Origin of the sequence: Devosia sp. 1635, from assembly GCF_013185955.1 — a bacterium.
GTDB lineage: Bacteria > Pseudomonadota > Alphaproteobacteria > Rhizobiales > Devosiaceae > Devosia.
In genome coordinates this window covers 125,097-144,172 of sequence record NZ_JABAOM010000006.1, presented here as the reverse complement: position 1 = coordinate 144,172, position 19,076 = coordinate 125,097, and the positions used below count along the sequence as shown (strand labels likewise).

Sequence of the window (19,076 nt, the reverse complement as noted above, 5' to 3'; positions counted from 1 at the left end):
GTAGGTCGCTGCCAGGTCTGCCAAAAACGGATGTCTCAATACAATCTCGAAAACAAAAGCCCCGCACTCAGAAATGAGGCGGGGCTTTTTCGCGTTCATGGCAATGAAGCAGGGGGGAGGGAAGAGGCCATATCCTTGCCGTGGTGTGGGCCCAGTATGCTACCACCATTCTCCCGCTCCCAAACTTCCGGGCCCCATCCTTCATGATCCTTGCGCGTATTCTTTTGATCTTGTGCATGCTCGCACCGGCGCTAACGGGCGGTGCGCTCGCTCAGGTGCCTCTTCTTCCATCCGCAGACCAGCCGGCTACGGCTAGCGATAGCGAGGTCCAGGACGATCAAAGCGTCAGGCAGTTGATTGAGATCCTCGAGAACGATGCCGCCCGGCAGGCGCTCATTGAGCGCCTGGAAGGGGCTGCAGGCCAGGATGCCAGCGCAACAATAGAGGAGCCGGCCCCGACGCTGAGCGTCGCCCGTCAACTGGCAGAACATACAAGGGCTCTGTCCAAAACCGCCGGGCGCGCCGCCGATGCGTTTGTTCACGTCGTGCAGGACTTCCGCGGTAGCATCAACGCGGCCCTCAGTACCGACTTTGCCCAGGTGCGTACCGCAGCCTTGAACCTCGCGCTCGTTGCTGCGGGCCTCTTCGGCAGCCTGATGGCCCTGCGCATCGTCGTCATTTGGCTGCAGCAGCGTTTAGCCGGCCGGGTGGCGGCGCGCGGATGGCGCGTACGGACAGGGGCCGTCGTTGCGGCGGCGCTGATCGACGGCGCCTCGGTGTTGATGTCCTGGGGGATTGGTTTTGCTACCGCGCTGACTCTGGCCAGAGACAGTGGCGGGCAGGTGGGAGTCAACGAGTCGCTGTTGCTCAACGCGTTCCTATTGGTGGAACTCAGCAAGCTCCTGGTCCATACGGTTTTTTCCCCGCGTTCGGCGGCATTACGCTGGATTCCTCTCTCGAACAGCGACGCGGCTTATTGGTCGTTCTGCACCGGCCGGCTGATATCGCTGCTCGGTTATACGTTTTTTTTCGTCGCTCCCGTGCTTTCAAGTAGTGTTTCGCGTGACGCGGCCGCCGCCGTCCAAGTTATCGCCATGACCGCATCGGTGGCATTGGCCATCATCGTGGTGCTGCAGTGCAAGGAAGGGGCACGAGCCCGGCTCACCGAGGTTGCCGCGGAGCGCGGCAATGACGGGGTCGGTCAGGCGCTGCTTCTTGTGGGCCGCTATTGGCACGTTGTGGCCATCGCCTACCTCCTCACACTGCTGGTCGCCTGGTTTGCCAATCCGGACGGGGCGCTCCCGTTCATGTTGGGCGCAACCTTCCAGACTGCCATCGCGGTCTTGGCCGGAATGGCTATTTCGGGCGCCATCTCTCGGGTGATCCGCTTCGGTTTGAGTTTGCCTGAGGATGTGCGCCAGAACTTGCCTCTCCTCGAAACGCGGCTGCAAGCCTTTGTGCCCCGGGTCATGCAGATCATCCGTCTTGTGGTCGTTGCGGGTGTTGTCCTCGCCGTCGTGCAGGCCTGGGGGATGTTCGATGCACTCGGCTGGTTGGGTTCGGAACGGGGCCAGGAGATCGTGGGCTCCCTCATCGCCGCAGCGTTTATCGTTCTGGCCTGCGTGGTGCTTTATATTGTCGTGGCGTCGTGGATCGAGTTTCGGCTCAGCGCCAGAGCCGGCAAGATGCCGACAGCGCGCGAGAAAACTCTGCTGAGCCTGTTCAAGAATGCTTTCACGATCGCACTGGTGGTGTTTGGCGTGATGCTGGCCTTGGCACAGATCGGCGTCAATATCGCGCCGCTGCTGGCAGGGGCTGGTGTGCTGGGTCTGGCTATCGGTTTTGGATCCCAGAAGCTCGTGCAAGACATCATCACCGGCATTTTTATCCAGTTCGAAAACGTCATGAACGAGGGGGATGTGGTGGAGGCCGGTGGGAAGTCCGGGGTGGTGGAGAAACTCACCATCCGGTCGGTCAGCATTCGCGATCAGACCGGAACCCTGCACCTGATCCCGTTCTCGTCGGTGGATCTGGTTTCCAATATGGTGAAGGGTTTCTCCTTCCATGTGGCTGAAATCAGTGTCGCCTACGAGTCCGATATCAGCGTCGTCAAGCAGGCGCTGCGGGACGCCTTTGAGCGTTTGCTGGAAACCGAGCACAAGAACGAGATTATTGACGAGCTCGACATGCAGGGGATCATTGCGTTCGGCGATTCCGCCGTGGTGGTGCGGGTGCGCATCAAGACCCTGCCCGGCAAGCACTGGGGCACGGGTCGGACCTATAGCGAGATCGTCAAGACGGTGTTCGAAGAGCGCGGAATCGAGATTCCCTATCCGCACATCACCTATGTACGGGCCAAGGGCGCAGCTGACGCAAGCGTGCCCTTTGGTGGCGATGACAACCAACGCGCCCTCGCGTGAGCGGCAATGACGTCGACGTGATCTGCTTGAACCGGAGCCTTAAGGCGATCTTAATCCGGATAGTTAAGTTTGTGGTAGCGGTGGCGAGACAACCGCCATCGCGCAGACCGGCTTTAGCCGCCTCGCTTAAGCCTTTTCGCACTCTCCGGAGGCTCACTTGATGTTGCACCCGTCACTCACAAGGTCGCGCTACTCGATTGTAGCGCTTTGTTTTGCCGCTTTGCTGAACTTCGGAAGCGCGCCTGCGCTTGCCAGTAGCGCCGATTTCGTTCGTGGGCTCTGGCCACAAGCGGAAGCAAGGGGAGTGAGCCGGAAGGCCTTCGAAGCTTCGTTTGCTGGGTATAGTCCTATCCCTCAAGTCATGGAGCTCACGCGCAAGCAGCCGGAGTTTGCCTCATTGGCGTCAGACTATGTCACCAAGCGAGTGACGGACGCGCAAGCGGCAAAGGGCCGAGCAATGCGCGCCGAGTGGAACCAGACGCTTTCCGCGGCGGCGCAGCGCTATGGTGTGCAGCCCGAGGTCGTGCTGGCGATTTGGGGCATGGAGACCAATTTCGGTGGCTTCATGGGTGGGAACAACACCATCCATGCCTTGGCGACGCTGACGGAAGGTGGCTATCGAGCGGATTTCTTCCGCGATGAACTGCTCAACGCCCTGCGCATCGTTTCGGATGGCCATGTAAGCCCCCGTAACATGGTGGGATCCTGGGCGGGCGCCATGGGGCACACCCAGTTCATGCCCTCCAGCTTCATGCGCTACGCTGTTGATTTCAACGGTGATGGTCGCAAGGACATCTGGAATTCAGTGCCTGATGCCTTGGGCTCTACCGCCAACTATCTCAAGTCATTCAACTGGCGCCCGGGCGAGACCTGGGGCTATGAAGTTCGCCTCCCACAAGGGTTCAATTTCGCTGCCGCGCGGCAGATGGAGCGCGCCTCAGTCAGCCAGTGGCAGGCCATGGGTATCAGCCGAGCTTCCGGCAAGCCATTCCCTCGCTCCAGCGATACAGCCCGGCTCTACTTGCCAACAGGTGCCTCGGGGCCCGCCTTTCTTTTGCTGCCAAATTTCGAAGTGATCAAACGCTACAACAACTCAGACAGTTACGCTCTGGCCGTTGGACATCTGGCCGACCGGATCATCGGCGGCGGTCCCTTTGTTGTCCCCTGGCCCCGGGACTATGCACTGAACAAGAGCCAACGCGCAGAGCTCCAAAGCCTGTTAGCCCGCGCCGGATTTGATATTGGCTCTCCAGACGGTGTGCTCGGCCCCAAGACCCGGGCTGCTGTCCTAGCCTACCAGGCCAAGGCCGGATTGCCGGCTGACGGCTATATCTCCGGGCGCCTGCTGGACTCCCTGAAGCGCTAGTCTCGAGAGTTCATCCGCCGTCACAATATGCCCGGCTTGGCCGGGCATCTTCGTTATCCCGCACTTCGATTGCTTTGCCCCATGATGAAACTTGTCTCGGTTAGATCGCTGCGCGGAGCCATTATGGCCGTTCTGCTGGCTTCCTCACTCCAAGCCAGCCCGGCCCTGGCCGTGTCAGTGATGGACCCGTTCAACCTTCCTGCGTCAATGGACAGCGGTACCGCCAAGGTGGCCGATGGGCTAGCCTATGCCGACGGACCCCGGCACAAGCTGGACATCTACGCCCCCGAGCAGCGTGGCGCCGCTGCACCGGTCGTCTTCTTTATCTATGGGGGCGGCTGGAATCGCGGCGAGCGGAGCGACTACCAGTTCGCGGGCCGCGCGCTCGCCGCCCGCGGATTTGTCACGGTGATCGCTGATTACCGCCATGTACCCGAAGTGCGATTCCCTGGGTTTCTTGAGGACAGTGCCAATGCACTCCGGTGGGTGCAGGACAACATCGCCGACTATGGCGGCGATCCTAATCGCTTGTTCCTGGCCGGGCATTCGGCCGGCGCCTACAACGCCGTAATGCTGGCGCTGGAGCCGTCATTCTTGCGCGAATATGGGGTGACGCTGTCGATCCGGGGCGTCGCGGCGCTCTCGGGGCCTTACGATTTCTACCCGTTCGAATATGGTGAGGTACGCGAAGCCTTTGGCTCGGCGCCGAACCCCGAAGGCACGCAGCCAATCAATCTTGTTGGCCCGGATGCGCCACCCATGTATCTGGCCACCGGCACCACCGACCCTATTGTGCGTATGCAGAACACCCAGCACTTCGCTGAGGTGCTGAAGGCCAATGGCGTTTGGGTCACCACCAAATATTATGAAGGCTTTGGTCACATGGAGCCGGTGATTGCCATGGGCTCGCTCTGGCGTTGGCGCATGCCGGTGCTCGACGACATGGTGTCGTTCTTCCAGATGTTTGGTGCGTTCCCGAGCGGGGTGCCTTACGCGGCAGTGGCGCCCGAAGCGCCCGAGCAGCTGCCAGAGGCGATTGCCCCGATGGACCAGATCGCAGAGCAGCTCAATTCAATGTTTCAGCCCATCGCGCAGTGACGATCAACTGCGCCTTCAGCTTTGGTCAGTTTCAGTGATCGGCCGAAGCTCCACCGATTCAGCCGAGCGTGCTGCGGGGCCGTGGAACACCGCTTCGATGTTGTTGTTGTCGGGGTCGAGCACAAAGCAGGCGTAATAGCCCGGGTGGTAGGAACGCTCCCCCGGCGCGCCATTATCCTTGCCGCCAGCGGCAAGAGCTGCCTGGTAGAACTTGTCCACCGTTTCGCGATCGCGAGCCTGGAAGGCTAGATGGATGTGCGTTGGCGCAGAGGCGGCGTCGGCAGCGTCGACGAACAACTCGTCCACCTGAAACCAGCCTTGGCCGCCTTGCTCAATGGGGCGGCCAAGGGTTGAGAGTGCGGCTCCGTAGAAGCGCCGGGTGGCCTCGAAGTCACGGGCACGAAGATGAACATGGTCGATCAGTCGTCCAACATGCCAGATCATCTTGCGCCTCTTAAGCCGTTATTCAGCCTCGTCCGCTGGAGCGGCGTTGAGCTGACCGTAGCGCTCCTCGCCAATCTTGGCCAACAAGTCCAGCTGGGTTTCAAGGAAGTCGATGTGACCTTCCTCATCGGCGAGCAGTTCATCGAAGAGCTGCTTGGAAACATGATCGTGCAGCTGTGAGCAGAGCTCGCGGCTGGTGCGATAGGCTTCACGCGCCTCGTATTCGCCGGCCAGATCGGCCTCGAGCACTTCCTTGATGGTCTGGCCAATACGCAGTGGCGCAACGCGCTGCAGATTCGGATGGCCTTCAAGGAAAATGATGCGTTCGATCAAGCGATCGGCATGGTGCATTTCTTCGATCGACTCGGCGCGCTCCTTGGCGGCGAGCTTGCGATAGCCCCAGTCGTCGAGCAGCCTGTAGTGCACCCAGTATTGGTTGACTGCACCGAGTTCAAGAAAGAGGGCCTCGTTAAGCCGCTCTATGACCTGTGGTTCGCCCTTCACGCGGTACTCCGTTCCGTTTCTGCTTAAGCTTTTCCAAGCGGGCCTGTACATCGACAAGTTCGCCCGGGCTTCGTGCCTGCTGCAGGTGGAAGCTCTCCGTCACGCGGACGATGATGTCCACCACATTAGGTACACAGCCGCCGCATTTAGCACGGCGTTCCAGTTCGCGGTAGACCTTTGCGGGCACGACCAACTGCCACGGATCTTGTTCGAGCAGTTCAAGGACGATGTCCTCGATCTGCTTGGAGGTAATCATGTTGCATTGGCAGACGAGCATAGCGTGCCAGAACTTCTCGTGGGTGGATGGGAGTGCAGTAGCGTTCGTCATTGCTGATTGTCAATGTCACAAAATGGTGTCGGTTAATCAGCAGCAGGCGCAGCGTCTGCAGGACGGAGCTATTGCCGTTGTCCCTTCTGGCGCCTGGCGGCAATGAGGGCAGCCGACGCCGCGGTGCGGTGCGCCGTCGAGAAGAATTCCCGATAAGCCAGTACCAGGACGGTGCAAAGGCAGACCGCCACGGCCAACCATTCGGACACGAACCAGGCAACCGTGGCGACAGAGAAGTAGTAGGCGCGGATGCCACTGTTGAAGTTGCGCGCTCCCAGGGCGTTCATATGAGCAATCGCGTCGATTTCCTCGGGCGTGGCTCGGGTTTCGTGATCGAGTGCACCCAGCATGATGCAGAAATGATTGAACTGGCGCAGCGAGAGCGTGAAGGCAAAAAAGGCCAGCACGAACATGGCAAGCATGACAACGAGATGCATCTGCACTTCAACGATGGAATAGGTGCGATCCAGTGACAGGGACTCCAGAGCGTCCATCAGCGCGGGCAATTGGCCAAAAACCGCGAACACTGCCAAGACCAGCAGTACGGCGGTGGAGGCAAGAAAGCTGACGGACTGCATGATGTTGCCCGAAAGGATGGCGTCAAACGGGCTTTCGCGCCGTGCCGCATTCGCCACCCAGCGCCGCCGCTGCATGTTCATGATCACCGACAATGAAGGACGGCGCCGCTCCACCATCGGCACGATGATGTTGTAGGCGAAGTAGCAGAGCAGCGGAAAGACAGTGGTAAGCAGGGTCATCGCAGCCCGTTGGAATGGTTGTGGTGACCGAGCTTACTGCGCCAATGCGGCAAATGGGAATGCGCCCGATCAGATCGGGCGCGGATAGCGGCGGTGAATGGCCTCGATGCCGGCCAGAACGTCGGGCGACAGCACGCAATCGGCAGCACCCAGCGCAGTGGCCAGCTGTTCGGTGCTGGTTGCTCCAACAATGACCGAGGTCAAGAACGGACGGGTGAGGCAGAACGCGAGTGCCATTTGCACCGGATCCAATCCATGCTCGCGCGCCAGGGCAATATAGGCTTGGGTGGCGGCCTCGGAATGCTCGTTCAGTCGCCACATGCCGCCTTGATAGTCAGCTCGGCTGCCTGGGGGAACGGTGCCATCCGCATACTTGCCCGTCAAAATACCGGCGGCGAGCGGGGAATAGGCAAGGAGCCCGACATCCTCGTGGTGGCTCAGCTCAGCAAGATCGAGATCGAAGTGGCGACGCAGCAGACTATATTCGTTCTGCACGGACACAAGGCGGGGCAGCCCCTTGGCCTCGGCGATGCGCAGCCATTGTGTTATCCCCCAAGTGGTCTCGTTGGAGACGCCGATATGCCGTATCTTGCCCTGCCGGACCAGCGCGCCCAGGGTTTCGAGCATGTCCTCGATATTGCCCAGCACGTCCGCTGTCTGCTGCTTGTGGGGCGCGTAGGTCCACGAGTTATCGAAATTGTAGTGGCCGCGCGAGGGCCAATGAATTTGGTAAAGGTCGAGGTAGTCGGTCCGCAGCCGGCTCAGGCTTTGCTCCACCGCCAGTCGGATCGATTCGCCATCTGGTCGTCGCCCGTCGCGGATATGTTTGGAGCCGCCACCGGCAATCTTGGAAGCCAGAATCCACTTGTCGCGCTTGCCGGAACTGGCAAACCAGCTGCCGATGATTTCTTCGGTACGCCCGGAGGTCTGCTGGCTGCCGGGCACGGCATAAAGCTCGGCGGTATCCATGAAATTGAGACCGGCTTCCAGCGCCATGTCGATTTGCCGATGACCTTCGGCTTCGGTGTTCTGGCTGCCCCAGGTCATGGTGCCAAGGCACAGTTCGGTTACGTGGATGTCGGTACGGCCAAGACGTCTGGTGTTCATGAATCGATTCCGGTTTGCGGCGGCACACTAAGCAGGGCTGGCGTGTGCGGTAAAGCGAGCTTGGCCGCGCCGAGCAGACGCGTTCTCCCCAAGAAAGCGTTTTTGTCGTCGTTTAGGGGTTGAGCTATCCCGAACCAGCTCGTATATACCCGTCACGTTCGGCGCTAGCCAAACGGTTGACGCGGGATGGAGCAGCCCGGTAGCTCGTCAGGCTCATAACCTGAAGGTCGCAGGTTCAAATCCTGCTCCCGCAACCAAAATAAAAAAGCGCCCGCAAGGGCGCTTTTTTATTAGCCGCAGGGAGGAGGGCCGATTTCAGGTTGCCGGCGCGCCCGCAGCGCGCGTTGCGTGAACCGGCCCACTATCCCCCCACACCAGATCGACATGGATGGCCCTCACTCGGCGCCTTTCGCCCCGGCATGAAGTTGCCCGTCATGTTGGCGATAAGTGGCTGGATAACCGGCAGGCAGCCTCATCACCAGTCATTGCAATCTGCACGACACGTGCGTTGCCTGGCGCCTCGCCATGAGGAGCCGCTACACTATCCCCGCCGGCACCCGCACAGCCGACGCAAAAAAGCCGATTAACCTACTTGAGTTAACTTAAAGTGCGCCGCAGTCTTCCCTTACCGTCACCAGCCTGCAGGAGGCAGGCGTGACAGCTAAGGAGAGGCTGTTCCATGACCCGACTCACCCGCAGAACCTTTATCGCGTCCGTTCCCCCCTTGCTGGCGACTACGCAAATTCCAGCTTGGGCGGCCCCGGCATCAGATCTCGACCTGATCGCAGCGCAAAAAGGCGAGCCGGCCCTCGTCAAACTTTATCGCCAGCTCGAACGGCTAACCTCGACCGTGACACTGATGACCACGGGGGCGCATCCCGACGATGAGCCCAGCGGCATGCTGGCGGCACTTCGGCATGTCTACGGCATTCGCCCGGTGCTTTACTGCATCACGCGCGGCGAGGGCGGCCAGAACGCCATTGGTCCGGAACTCGGATCCGTGCTGGGCGTGTTGCGGACGCGCGAAATGACGGAGGCGTCGCGGGCGCTGGACGCCTCGCTGGCCTTCGGTAGCCAGGGGCACCACGACCACATGCACGATTTCGGGTTCTCCAAGGATCCCAATGCAACAATCGACCGCTGGGGTCGTGATCGCGTGATCGAGCGGATGACTTGGGCCGTACGCCAATACAAGCCCGATGTGATCATGAATTGCTTCCTGGATGTTGGCGGACAGCATGGTCACCATCGCGCTGCCAATGTCGCGACCTTTATCGTGGCCGATCTTTCCGGCAATGAGGCGGAATTCCCCGAACAGATCGCGGCCGGCCTAAAGCCCTGGACCGTGCCCAAGATCTATCAACCCGCCTGGGGTGGGGGCGGGGGCGTTTATGACGACGAAACCCCGCCGCCGCCAACGACGCTGGTGATCAAGGCGCCTGAACGAGACCCGATCTCTGGGGCCACCTTCCCGCAAATGGGCGAATGGTCGCGCTCCTGCCATTTGACGCAAGGGATGGGCCGCTGGCGCCCAGACCCGCAGACCGAATGGCCGCTCAACCTCAGCTGGGCCTCGGTCACCGAAGCGGGCAAGGAAGAAGCGGATATCCGCGAGGGTCTTATCGCCACTGTTGGACACATCGCCGAGCTCGATGGAATGCCCACTGGAGCCGCCGAGGCCTTGCGCAATGCCCAGGGGCTGATCGAAGAAGCGGTGGATGATTACGGCGACCCGGTCGTTGTCACCGCCAAGCTGGTGGAAATCGGCAAGGCTCTCAAGGAAGCGCAAAGCGCAGTTCCGCCGGAATTGCAGGACCAGGTCGCCCATCGCCTTGAGCGCAAAACCCGGGAAACCGATCTGGCGCTGGCCACTGCCGCCGGCATGCAGATCCGGGCCTATACCGATGGTGCCGATCTTCGTCCCGGTGAAGAAATCATCGTCAAGACCGTTGTCGATGCACCCGGTCAGGTGGCGGTCACATCGATCACGGTCAAGTCGCGCGATGGTATCGGCGCGGGGGAAAATGACGTGGAAGGCGTAGGCGTCAACATCGCGCCTGACGCGGCCTTGACCAATCCACTGACCGAACAGTTCGATCCGCTTGGTGGCAATGGTGATGCCTTTGTGCAGCTGACGGCCGAGATCTCGGGCTATGAGGCAGTGCTCGACATCGATCTGGAGGACGCCTTGCGCGTCCTGCCCGAGGCGTCGCTCGAACTCAAGCCCGATGCCGTGCTGTTCAACACCGAAGCCCAGATTTCCCCGGTTGAGATGACTGCGGTGGTTTCGGGCGCCACCACCGCCGATCTGGACTTCGATCTGCCCGAAGGCTGGGCTGCAACAGCAAAGGGAAAAACCGGCACCGAGGCTGGCACTTTCGAGCTGGTTCCCCCCGCAGAACTGGGCACAGAGCGCATCACCATCGCACCCAAACTGCTCAACAAGCCTGCCTATGCCATCAACGTCTTCAGCTATCCCCATATCGGGCGCTCGGTGGTGCCGACGGAAATAGCGATCCCTGTGCAGGCGGTAGGTGCGGCGCTACCGGAAGGCCGGATCGGCTATATCGGTGGGGGTAATGACAATGTCGGCACCTGGCTGTCCCGGATGGGGGTTGATCTGAAAGAGCTGACGGCTGCCGATATGGAAGCAGGGGCCTATCGCGATCTCGATACCCTGGTGGTCGGCATCTTCTCCTTCGGGCGCCGCGACGATCTGGTGGCAGCGCTCGCGGGCATTCATGAATGGGTGCGCAATGGCGGGCACCTAGTGACGCTTTATCACCGGCCGTCCGATGGCTGGGATCCAGAAATGGTGCCACTGGCTTACCTCCAGATCGGATCACCCTCGATCCGCTACCGGGTCACCGACGCCGAAGCTGCCGTTGAGGTGCTCGAGCCCGATCATCCCCTGCTCAATTATCCCAACAAGATCGGGGAAGCCGATTGGGCCAATTGGGACAAGGAACGGGGGCTGTATTTCGCGTCGGAGTGGGACGAAGCCTATCGCCCGCTCCTGGCAATGAACGATCCCGGCGAGGAGCCGCTGACCGGCTCGCTGCTAACCGCTGAGATCGGGGAGGGGCGGCACACCCATACCAGTCTCATCCTGCACCACCAAATGGACAAGCTAACTCCTGGGGCCTTCCGCCTGATGGCCAATCTGATTCAGCCAGCCAAGCGCGCTAGCTAGATCCTATTCGGTCCGCTCGGCCTCCCACGAGCGAGCCGTCTCGCGGCCGCAGTTGCGGCGGCCGCCCCCGGTCCTTCAGGGCCGGGGGTGTTTGCATATGAAGTACAGGAAGCCTAGCGCACGCGCGATGGCCTGGGACGGTCCAGGCGCGACGTAAGCAGCAGGGCGCCCATAATGATGGCGATGCCGGCGATGGTGGTCCAGGCCGGAACTTCGTTAAAGGCCAGAAAACCGGCAAGGCTCGCCAGCACAATCGACAGGTAGCCGAATGGCGCTAGGAGATTGGCTGGCGTGCTTTGATAAGCGCGCAAATAGCAGTACTGCCCGATCTGGGCGAGCACGCCGATCCCAAGTAGCAAGGGCCAGTCGGCCACGGCGACCGGCTGCCAGGCGATAAGGGCCGGAAGTGCCGTGAACACCGAAAGACCAACCGTATAGAAGACCATAAGTACCGTGGTGTTCTCGGCAGCCAGCGCGCGGGTCTGCACCGTAGCAAGCGAGCCAAAGAGCACTGTGGCAAGGGCGGCGATCAAACCAAGGTTCCAGTGCATCTCGCTGGGGCCAACCATGACGAGGACGCCCGCAAATCCAATCACGGCGCCAACCCAGCGCCAAGGTCCGGAGCGCTCCCCCAACAGCCAGGTGGCCAAAGCCAGGACCACGAGCGGGCGCATGAAGCCGATAGCATTGACGAGGGCGAGAGGAAGGGCGGTCAGCGCAGCAAAATTGGCATTCAGCGCCAGTGTGTTGCAGAGCACGCGGAAGCTGTGGCGTCCCCATTGGCGAGTTTGGCTGAGGGCCTGGCGGTGCCGCCAGGCGAGTGGAAGAACGCCAACCAGGCCGATCAACGAGCGAATGAACACCATCTGAACGGCTGGATAGGTGGCGCCGCCGAGCTTGACCAGCACTGTCATCATAGTGACCAGCAGCATGTCACTCATGAGCCAGGCGATGCCCGCCCCTGAGGGCCTTGTTGACTCCATCTCAGGCCGCTTGGAGCAGGTTCGCCATCACCCGAAAGGCGCCGGGCACCAGACGATCAAGCTGATGATGGAGTACCAGGCTGGTATGGGTGTGGCGCCCCGCGCCGATCGAGGCGGACAGCAGTGAGCCGGTGAGTGGCGCTTCGCCGGCATCGCTCATGGCCAGCAGCGGCTGGTAGGCCTCGTCCCAGCTTGAAGCGAAATAAAGCCCGCGCTCCTTGTCCCACCCCGCGAAGTCGGCGGTGGTGATCTGGTTGGGTCCACTAAAGAGCGGGTGGTTTGGCGCCAGCAAGGTGACTTCCGCCGCAGGATTGGTGACCCGCCAGCGCAGCGACGGGCTGCCGATGGTGAGCGGCAGTGGTGGGGTGGCTTGCGGGTTCCAGCCATCGCTGGGCCGGTGGTAGAGGGTGACAAGGTGCCCGCCACTCTTTACCCAGTCGTGCAGCTTATTCGTTGCGGCCGCAAGATCCGGGCGGGTTCCAAAGGCAAAGATGCCGACGACGATCGTATCAAGGCCCGAGAGATCGCCGGCGAGGGCATCGGCATCCAGATCGTTGACCTGCGCACCCATGCGCTCAAGCCAGAGGCCGACCCGGTCAGCGCCACCGCCGATATAGCCCACGCGGGTGCTTGGCAGCGCCAGATCGAGCGCCAGGATGTCAAGGTTGAGCGGCCGCACGAAGCGGGCGCGGCCAATATGCGGATAGGCGAATGCGGCAACGCTGTGGGCCTGGAGACCATCGACCAGGACGGGCAGGGTATGACGGCCGCGCGGAAGGTCTGCTGCAGGGGTGACAGTCAAACTGTTCCCGTGGGTGGCGACGGTCAGGCCCGGCACCGGCGCGATGGTGATCTCCGCTATTTTTTCCGCTTTTGCATTGATCGTGCGGGGAGCCTGGTCGCCTTGGGGCAGGATCAATGCGTCGGGCACAATGGCGAGGCTATGCGCCGGGGCGATCTGCACGGGCTCTTCAGTGTCGATGGCAAAGGTGATCTCCTCTCCCCCGACCTTTGCCTGGGCCTTGAGCCAAATCCTGCCGTTTCCGCCCAGGCTGCTCCACTGCGGCAGGAAGGCGTTGGCTATATCGGCACCTTGTCGTGCCCGTAACGTCAGCACGGCTTTGTCGTCGGACAGATGCAGCCTTTCAGAGGGTTCGAAGGCGGAGGACGCGACCGGCGTTATCGCGATCGCTTCGGCAGTGCCGGGCTCGGCCTCAATAAAGAGATCGACGCAGCCACCAGGCGTTACGCTGTCTGAAGCAAGCGCGGCAGAAATCTCTAAGCCCGCAGCCAGCGCCATGGCCGTGTCCACCTCGCGCAGCTTGCGTTGCAGCCGATGGGTGTGTTCTGGCGCAACATGGGCGGTGGCACCACCGAGAGCCTGCCGCGCCTGCGCTAGTGCTGCGACGACGGCGGTGCCGTCGGGAAATTGCGCCAGCGCCTCCTCGATAGCAGCATCCGCTTGGGCAAGCTGAGACGAGGGACCGAGATCGGCGAGATGGGAAGGCAGACCAGCGAGAATGCTGTCCTCCGCGGTGCCGCCAACGCGATGCAGCCCCCATTGCGTCTGGGCGGGGTGCTGCCAGTGGCCCATGTTCTGGCTGGCGTGAAAGGCACGTGATGCCTCCCCCAGCCGGTCAAAGCTCATGCCGCTGGCTTCATCCACGCCCTGCGCCTCGATCCAGGTCGTCGCTGCAGGCGGGGGCACTTCGTCGTCATAGGTGCCGCCGCCGCCCGACCAGGCCGGCAGGTAGAACTTGGCCACCCGCCAGGGGGCAAGCTCGTCCGTGCGATAGGTGGGGTCAGCCGCAAGAGCCAGCGCTCTTTTGGCCGCCTGGGTCATCGCCCGATGATGGCCGTGCTGGCCTCCGACATCGAGGAAGGTGGGGATGACGATATCAGGGCGATATTGCCGGTAGGCGCGCACCAGGCGCTCAATGATCAAGTCCTCGCCCCAGCGAGCCAGCGTGTCCGGACCAGATTTGGAGAAACCGAAGTCATGAACCGCATCATCCGGGCCATGGCCGAGCCAGGCGATATCCGCATCGATGACGCGGGCGGCTTCTTCCATTTCACGCGAGCGCAGAACGCCCAGCGCACCCGATCGCTCCGGTCCAAGCGTGTTCTGCCCCCCTTCGCCGCGGGTGGAACAGGCGACCACGATGCGCATGCCATATTGGTGCCGTAGCAAGGCCAGCATGCCATTGTGCTCGTCGTCTGGATGGGCTCCGGTATTCATCACCGTTACCGTTGAACGCAAGCGAGAAAGCGCGCGATACAGGCGCACGAGACGGGGCGATGCGGCACGACGGTGCAAGCGCTGGCGATCATCGAGCATGAAAGTGGTCCAGAGTTTAAGAGTTAGCCGGTGGGGTCGGCGATGCTCAGATGGGGAGAAACCGTGTCGAGCAGCGGCAGGGCGGCTGCGCCGAGCGCGGCGGTGAGCTGACCGGTTTGTCCCCGCATGACGCGGGGCAGCGGCCGCTGGTGGCGCGTCGCAACCGAGACAGGAAGTGGATCGAGGGCGGCGATAACAGCTTCGAGCACTGAGTCCGGAAGGCCGCCGCCGAAGATGACCGTTTCTGGGTCAAAGATGTTTTCGAGCATGGCAACTGTGGGTGCGAGATAGTCAGCGGCCATGTCGATCCACTCCACGAGGGTATGGTTTTGATCATCGTGGAGCTTTTGGATATCTTGGACGGTGGCGACATATATTCCCGCCATCGCCAAGCGTTCGCGTAAGGCAAAGACCGACACAAAGCGTTCCAATGCGCCAGCAGGGCCATAGCGGGCGGTTCCTTTGCGCGGGACAAGGCTGAGATGACCAATTTCACCGGCGTTACCGAAAGCACCGCGCAGCGGACGGCCATCCTGGATCACCCCAAGTCCGAGACCGACCCCGAAATACAAAAAGCAGAAGCTGCCGAGCTGGCGCCCCGCACCGTAAAGCCGCTCGGCGACCACTGCCGCGGTGGCATCGTTTTCCACCACGACATGTTGCCCGGTTGCCCTAGAGAAGAGCGCGGCCGGATCAACACCTGTCCAGCCAGGCAGGGTCGCCGGGCCAACCGAGCTCATCCCCTCCACTTCAAATGGGCCGGGCATAACGACACCGATGCCCAGCAGCTTGTTCTGGTCGGCATTGAGGGAGGTTTGCAGTCGCTCAACCTCTTGAGCGACTTGACCAGGAACAGTGTCGGGCCCGGTTGCGGAGAGGGAAATGATCGATTGTGCCCGCACGCCTCCCGACAGGTCGACAAGGGCGGTGACCATGTGGTCGGCCGCAATTTCGACCCCTGCCGTAAGGGGCCCGTCGGGATTAACAGCAAACTGGATGGGTGGTTGGCCACGCCCCGAGCGCAGGCGGCCCAGTTCGATCAGCAGGCCTTCCTCGAGCAGTTCATAAACGATGTTGGCCACGGCTTGAGGCGTGAGGTGGGCGCGGCGGGCGATTTCGGTGCGGCCGAGGTGATCGTGCATGCGAATCACCTCCAGTACGACACGGCGGTTGTGCGCCCGGTTCCGCTCCGGGTTAGACCCGATCGCCACCCGCTGGCGCAATTCGCTCTTGCTGCGGCCGTTCACGTTCTCGCCCCCTCACCAAGCCCATCTCCTCTGACGAGAGCTTAGAACGGAAGGGTAATAACTCAAGTAGATTATTTTATTGACAAGGGAGCGTCACATATCTGACGCTAGTGGCGCTTGGCGGCTGGTCCGCCTCACACTGGTGGAGGGGCCGGAGGACGAGCGGCGGCCCTATTGGAGGACTGAGAAATGCTTACCAAAACAACTTTGGCCGGCCTGGCGGCTGGTGTCAGCCTGCTGGCAGTGGGTTCGGCCCAAGCCGTGGAAATTGAGTACTGGCAGTATGTGTTCGACAGCCGTGTCCAGGCAATGGACCAGCTGATCGAGAAGTTCGAGGCTGCCAATCCTGACATCACCGTCAAGCACACGACCTTCCCTTACGCCGACTACCAGACCCGTGTCGTGGCCGCCAAGGTTGCGGGCCAGGGGCCGGACGTGGTGCAATTGTTCTATGGCTGGACCGACCAGTTCGTGAATGGTGGCTTGATCAAGCCGCTCGATCCGGCGGTATTCCCGCACGAAGAGATTGAATCGCAGTTCTTCCCGATCGTTTCGGCGATGAAGCGCGGCGAAGACTATTACGGGTTACCAACCGCAGTGCGCTCACTGGCGCTGTTCTACAACAAGGCTTTGCTGGACGAGGCTGGCGTTCAGCCGCCACAGAACCTTGAAGAACTGCTTGCCGTCTCCAAGGCGACGACCAAGGTTGACGGCGGAGGAAACATGACCTCGGCCGGTATCACGCTCGACATGGCCGGGCAGGATCACCAGTGGTGGCGTGAAGTTCTGGTGCGCCAGAATGGTGGTGTGCCCTACGACGAAGAAGGCAATGTCGCTTATAACGACGAAGCCGGCGCTGCGGCGCTGAAGTTCTACACGGACCTGCAGACGGAACACAAAGTGGGGCAGACCGGCTTCATGGATGAAGGCCAGGCCGCGTTCCGTGCCGGGTTGGCTGCGATGACCATCGACGGCACCTTCCGCCTCGGCGCCTTTGAAGCCAATCCCTTCGAATGGGGCGTAGTGGAGCTGCCGGCCGATGCCAATGGCATGCGCTCCAACTATTCGAGCTATTTCGCCAATGCGATCGGGGCAACTGCAGAGGGTGAAGAGCTCGCTGCTGCACAGAAGTTCCTTCAGTACATCTCCTCGCCTGAAGCGATGGAAATCTGGCTTGATGCAGTGGGTGAGCTTCCCGCTCGCCGGGACGTTGCCTTGACCGAGAAGAACCTCGCCGACCCGATTTTGGGGCCCTTCCTCAAGGGTCTGGAATATGCCCAGACTACCCGCTTCTATGACGAAGCGGCGCAACGCCAGACCACGATCGACATGGTCAACCGCGTTCTGCTGGAAAACCAGTCCATCGAGGACTCGCTGAACCAGGCGGCGCAGGCTGAGCAGGCAATCATCGACCAGGGCCGTCAGTAACCACCAAGCCATGCAATGCGGCCGACGGCAGTTTACCTGCCGCCGGCCGCGCTAGTTCTTGCAGGAGCGAAAATGTCGTCGGCGAGCGCCATCCCCCAAGCAGGCCCAGTTCGCTTCTGGGATCGTCTGAATATCGGCACCAAGCGGGTGATCTGGGCCTGGGGCTTTCTCGCCCTGCCGATCATCTTTTATTCGGTTATTCGCTTTTATCCCACATTTCAGGCCTTCTGGCTGTCGATGACCAACTGGGACCTGTTGCGCCCGGCCCAGTTCATTGGCCTGGCGAACTACCAGAAGATGTTCGCCGACCCCTTGTTCTGGAAAGTGTTCCAGAACACCTTTCTTTACCTGATCATCGGCACGCCGCTGAGCCTCGCGATCTCCTTTGTGATCGCGTTCTATCTCGATCGCGTCCGGTTCATGCATGGCTTTATCCGCGCGCTCTACTTCCTGCCCTTCCTCACTACGGCGGCGGCAATGGGTTGGGTTTGGCGCTGGTTCTACCAGCCGGTGCCGATCGGGGTGATCAACGGTTTTCTCAGCACGATTGGCATTCCGCAGCAGCCCTTTTTGCGCTCGGTCGACCAGGCGCTCCTTTCCATCCTCATCCCGGCGATCTGGGCCGGACTTGGTTTTCAGATCATCATCTTCATGGCCGGGCTGCGTGCCATTCCGAACACTTTTTACGAGGCGGCTCGCATTGACGGGCTAGGGGAGTGGGCGATCCTGCGCAAGATCACCGTGCCGCTGCTCAAGCCCACTACGGTGTTTCTGGTGGTGTTCTCCTCGATCGGCTTCTTGCGCATCTTCGACCAGGTCTACAACATGACCACCAATGATCCGGGCGGGCCGCTCAACTCGACCAAGCCCCTGGTGCTCATGATCTATCAGACCGCCTTTTCATCCTACCAGATGGGCTACGCCGCCGCGCAGACCGTGGTGCTGTTCACCATCCTGCTCGTCGTGTCCTTGCTGCAGCTTTATGTGCTGAGGGAAAAGCAATGAGCGTCACCACAGTGTCGACGGAACTCTCCGCCAATCGGCGCGATATTCGCCCCGGTCGCATCATCGCCTGGACCTTGCTGTTCATCGGCGGGCTCATCGTAATCACGCCGCTGCTGTTCATGTTCTCGACCTCGCTCAAGACCTCGGGCCAGGTGTACGATCTTCGCCTGATCCCGCTGGCGCCGACGCTCGACAACTATGTCAAGGTGCTCGGTGACGGCCGCTTCATGCAGTGGTTTTTCAACTCCACCCTGATTGCGGTGACGGTCACGCTGTCGAACGTGTTTTTCGACAGCATGGTTGGTTATACGCTGGCCAAGTTCCAGTTCCGGGGCCGCTATTTCATCTTCCTAGCGATCCTGTCGACACTGATGATCCCCACCGAAATGCTGGTGATCCCCTGGTATCTGATGGCCAGTCAGCTGGGTTGGCTCGATTCCTATTGGGGGATCATGTTCCCTGGAATGATGACGGCCTTTGGCACCTTCCTCATGAAGCAATTCTTCGAGGGCGTTCCCGACGACTTCCTGGAAGCTGCGCGCATTGATGGGCTTAACGAATTCACCATCTGGTGGAAAGTCGCGATGCCGATGGTCGTGCCCGCCATTTCGGCGCTCGCGATCTTCACCTTCCTTGGCAATTGGACCGCGTTCTTCTGGCCGCTGATCGTGACCACGTCCAAGGAGCTTTATACGCTTCCCGTCGGGATCTCGAGCTTTTCGGCCGAGTCCTCCATCCAATGGGAGCTGATCATGACTGGTGCCGCGATCGGCACCATCCCCACGCTTCTCGTCTTCCTCGTGCTGCAGCGCTACATTGTCCGTGGCGTCATGCTGGCCGGCCTCAAGGGTTAACGC

At 61.1% G+C, this 19,076-nt stretch carries 15 protein-coding genes and 1 tRNA gene; 8 read left to right on the top strand and 8 right to left on the bottom strand.

All coding sequences use genetic code 11. The features are described 5' to 3' along the window. Positions 1–203: 203 nt before the first annotated feature. The 3 genes from HRU92_RS19090 (at position 204) to HRU92_RS19080 (ending at position 4,884) form a co-directional block, all read left to right on the top strand. Entirely contained in the window at positions 204–2,420 is a 2,217-nt protein-coding gene (locus HRU92_RS19090) for a mechanosensitive ion channel domain-containing protein (protein WP_173088907.1), read from the top strand. 160 nt (positions 2,421–2,580) lie between these two features. Beyond that, positions 2,581–3,786: a lytic murein transglycosylase gene (locus HRU92_RS19085; RefSeq protein WP_172125945.1), complete on the top strand. Its 1,206-nt coding sequence runs from the start codon at positions 2,581–2,583 to the stop codon at positions 3,784–3,786. Positions 3,787–3,909: 123 nt separating this feature from the next. Next, positions 3,910–4,884, top strand: a complete 975-nt coding sequence (locus HRU92_RS19080) for an alpha/beta hydrolase (RefSeq protein WP_248307262.1) — start codon at positions 3,910–3,912, stop codon at positions 4,882–4,884. Between the two features lie 15 nt (positions 4,885–4,899). On the opposite strand, the gene HRU92_RS19075 is transcribed toward HRU92_RS19080, so the two are convergent. From HRU92_RS19075 to HRU92_RS19055, 5 genes are all read right to left on the bottom strand, one after another. Beyond that, positions 4,900–5,328, bottom strand: coding sequence for a VOC family protein (locus HRU92_RS19075; RefSeq protein ID WP_172125852.1), 429 nt, complete (start codon positions 5,326–5,328; stop codon positions 4,900–4,902). An 18-nt stretch (positions 5,329–5,346) separates the two neighbouring features. Beyond that, complete coding sequence (gene bfr / locus HRU92_RS19070; RefSeq protein ID WP_127754558.1) at positions 5,347–5,832, bottom strand: bacterioferritin; 486 nt, start codon at positions 5,830–5,832, stop codon at positions 5,347–5,349. Continuing rightward, positions 5,798–6,160, bottom strand: a complete 363-nt coding sequence (locus HRU92_RS19065; RefSeq protein ID WP_248307261.1) for a (2Fe-2S)-binding protein — start codon at positions 6,158–6,160, stop codon at positions 5,798–5,800. The genes bfr and HRU92_RS19065 overlap by 35 nt, the downstream gene beginning before the upstream one ends. A gap of 68 nt (positions 6,161–6,228) precedes the next feature. Continuing rightward, entirely contained in the window at positions 6,229–6,918 is a 690-nt protein-coding gene (locus HRU92_RS19060) for a DUF599 domain-containing protein (protein ID WP_172125854.1), read from the bottom strand. A 69-nt stretch (positions 6,919–6,987) separates the two neighbouring features. Continuing rightward, the gene (locus HRU92_RS19055) at positions 6,988–8,025 is read right to left on the bottom strand and encodes an aldo/keto reductase (protein ID WP_172125856.1); all 1,038 of its coding nucleotides are present in this window, start codon (positions 8,023–8,025) and stop codon (positions 6,988–6,990) included. 180 nt (positions 8,026–8,205) lie between these two features. Here HRU92_RS19055 and HRU92_RS19050 point away from each other — a divergent pair. After that, positions 8,206–8,282, top strand: a tRNA-Met gene (locus HRU92_RS19050). Positions 8,283–8,704: 422 nt separating this feature from the next. Then, on the top strand, positions 8,705–11,218 hold the full coding sequence (locus tag HRU92_RS19045) for a PIG-L family deacetylase (protein WP_173088906.1): 2,514 nt from the start codon (positions 8,705–8,707) through the stop codon (positions 11,216–11,218). A gap of 113 nt (positions 11,219–11,331) precedes the next feature. Here the strand turns inward: HRU92_RS19045 and HRU92_RS19040 are convergent, their stop codons facing one another. Genes HRU92_RS19040 through HRU92_RS19030 form a run of 3 tightly spaced genes read right to left on the bottom strand, consistent with a single transcriptional unit; the run spans position 11,332 to position 15,681 of the window. Further along, the gene (locus HRU92_RS19040; RefSeq protein ID WP_248307260.1) at positions 11,332–12,150 is read right to left on the bottom strand and encodes a DMT family transporter; all 819 of its coding nucleotides are present in this window, start codon (positions 12,148–12,150) and stop codon (positions 11,332–11,334) included. A gap of 52 nt (positions 12,151–12,202) precedes the next feature. Further along, positions 12,203–14,539 carry a PIG-L family deacetylase gene (locus HRU92_RS19035; RefSeq protein ID WP_172125862.1) on the bottom strand — a complete coding sequence of 779 codons (2,337 nt, stop codon included), beginning with the start codon at positions 14,537–14,539 and terminating at the stop codon, positions 12,203–12,205. A 23-nt stretch (positions 14,540–14,562) separates the two neighbouring features. Then, on the bottom strand, positions 14,563–15,681 hold the full coding sequence (locus tag HRU92_RS19030) for an ROK family protein (RefSeq protein WP_172125864.1): 1,119 nt from the start codon (positions 15,679–15,681) through the stop codon (positions 14,563–14,565). Between the two features lie 294 nt (positions 15,682–15,975). Between HRU92_RS19030 and HRU92_RS19025 the strand changes: the two genes are divergently transcribed. From HRU92_RS19025 to HRU92_RS19015, 3 genes are all read left to right on the top strand, one after another. Further along, positions 15,976–17,214, top strand: a complete 1,239-nt coding sequence (locus HRU92_RS19025; protein WP_172125866.1) for an extracellular solute-binding protein — start codon at positions 15,976–15,978, stop codon at positions 17,212–17,214. Positions 17,215–17,286: 72 nt separating this feature from the next. Beyond that, positions 17,287–18,219 carry a sugar ABC transporter permease gene (locus HRU92_RS19020; protein ID WP_172125869.1) on the top strand — a complete coding sequence of 311 codons (933 nt, stop codon included), beginning with the start codon at positions 17,287–17,289 and terminating at the stop codon, positions 18,217–18,219. After that, positions 18,216–19,073, top strand: a complete 858-nt coding sequence (locus HRU92_RS19015; RefSeq protein WP_172125871.1) for a carbohydrate ABC transporter permease — start codon at positions 18,216–18,218, stop codon at positions 19,071–19,073. Before HRU92_RS19020 ends, HRU92_RS19015 begins: the two co-directional genes overlap by 4 nt. Positions 19,074–19,076: the final 3 nt, after the last annotated feature.

Bases quoted from the DNA above. Each gene is read 5' to 3' on its own strand.
- HRU92_RS19090 (WP_173088907.1), top strand. From the start codon at position 204: ATGATCCTTGCGCGTATTCTTTTGATCTTGTGCATGCTCGCACCGGCG.
- HRU92_RS19085 (WP_172125945.1), top strand. From the start codon at position 2,581: ATGTTGCACCCGTCACTCACAAGGTCGCGCTACTCGATTGTAGCGCTT.
- HRU92_RS19080 (WP_248307262.1), top strand. From the start codon at position 3,910: ATGGCCGTTCTGCTGGCTTCCTCACTCCAAGCCAGCCCGGCCCTGGCC.
- HRU92_RS19075 (WP_172125852.1), bottom strand. From the start codon at position 5,328: ATGATCTGGCATGTTGGACGACTGATCGACCATGTTCATCTTCGTGCC.
- HRU92_RS19065 (WP_248307261.1), bottom strand. From the start codon at position 6,160: ATGACGAACGCTACTGCACTCCCATCCACCCACGAGAAGTTCTGGCAC.
- HRU92_RS19060 (WP_172125854.1), bottom strand. From the start codon at position 6,918: ATGACCCTGCTTACCACTGTCTTTCCGCTGCTCTGCTACTTCGCCTAC.
- HRU92_RS19055 (WP_172125856.1), bottom strand. From the start codon at position 8,025: ATGAACACCAGACGTCTTGGCCGTACCGACATCCACGTAACCGAACTG.
- HRU92_RS19045 (WP_173088906.1), top strand. From the start codon at position 8,705: ATGACCCGACTCACCCGCAGAACCTTTATCGCGTCCGTTCCCCCCTTG.
- HRU92_RS19040 (WP_248307260.1), bottom strand. From the start codon at position 12,150: ATGCTGCTGGTCACTATGATGACAGTGCTGGTCAAGCTCGGCGGCGCC.
- HRU92_RS19035 (WP_172125862.1), bottom strand. From the start codon at position 14,539: ATGCTCGATGATCGCCAGCGCTTGCACCGTCGTGCCGCATCGCCCCGT.
- HRU92_RS19030 (WP_172125864.1), bottom strand. From the start codon at position 15,681: ATGCACGATCACCTCGGCCGCACCGAAATCGCCCGCCGCGCCCACCTC.
- HRU92_RS19025 (WP_172125866.1), top strand. From the start codon at position 15,976: ATGCTTACCAAAACAACTTTGGCCGGCCTGGCGGCTGGTGTCAGCCTG.
- HRU92_RS19020 (WP_172125869.1), top strand. From the start codon at position 17,287: ATGTCGTCGGCGAGCGCCATCCCCCAAGCAGGCCCAGTTCGCTTCTGG.
- HRU92_RS19015 (WP_172125871.1), top strand. From the start codon at position 18,216: ATGAGCGTCACCACAGTGTCGACGGAACTCTCCGCCAATCGGCGCGAT.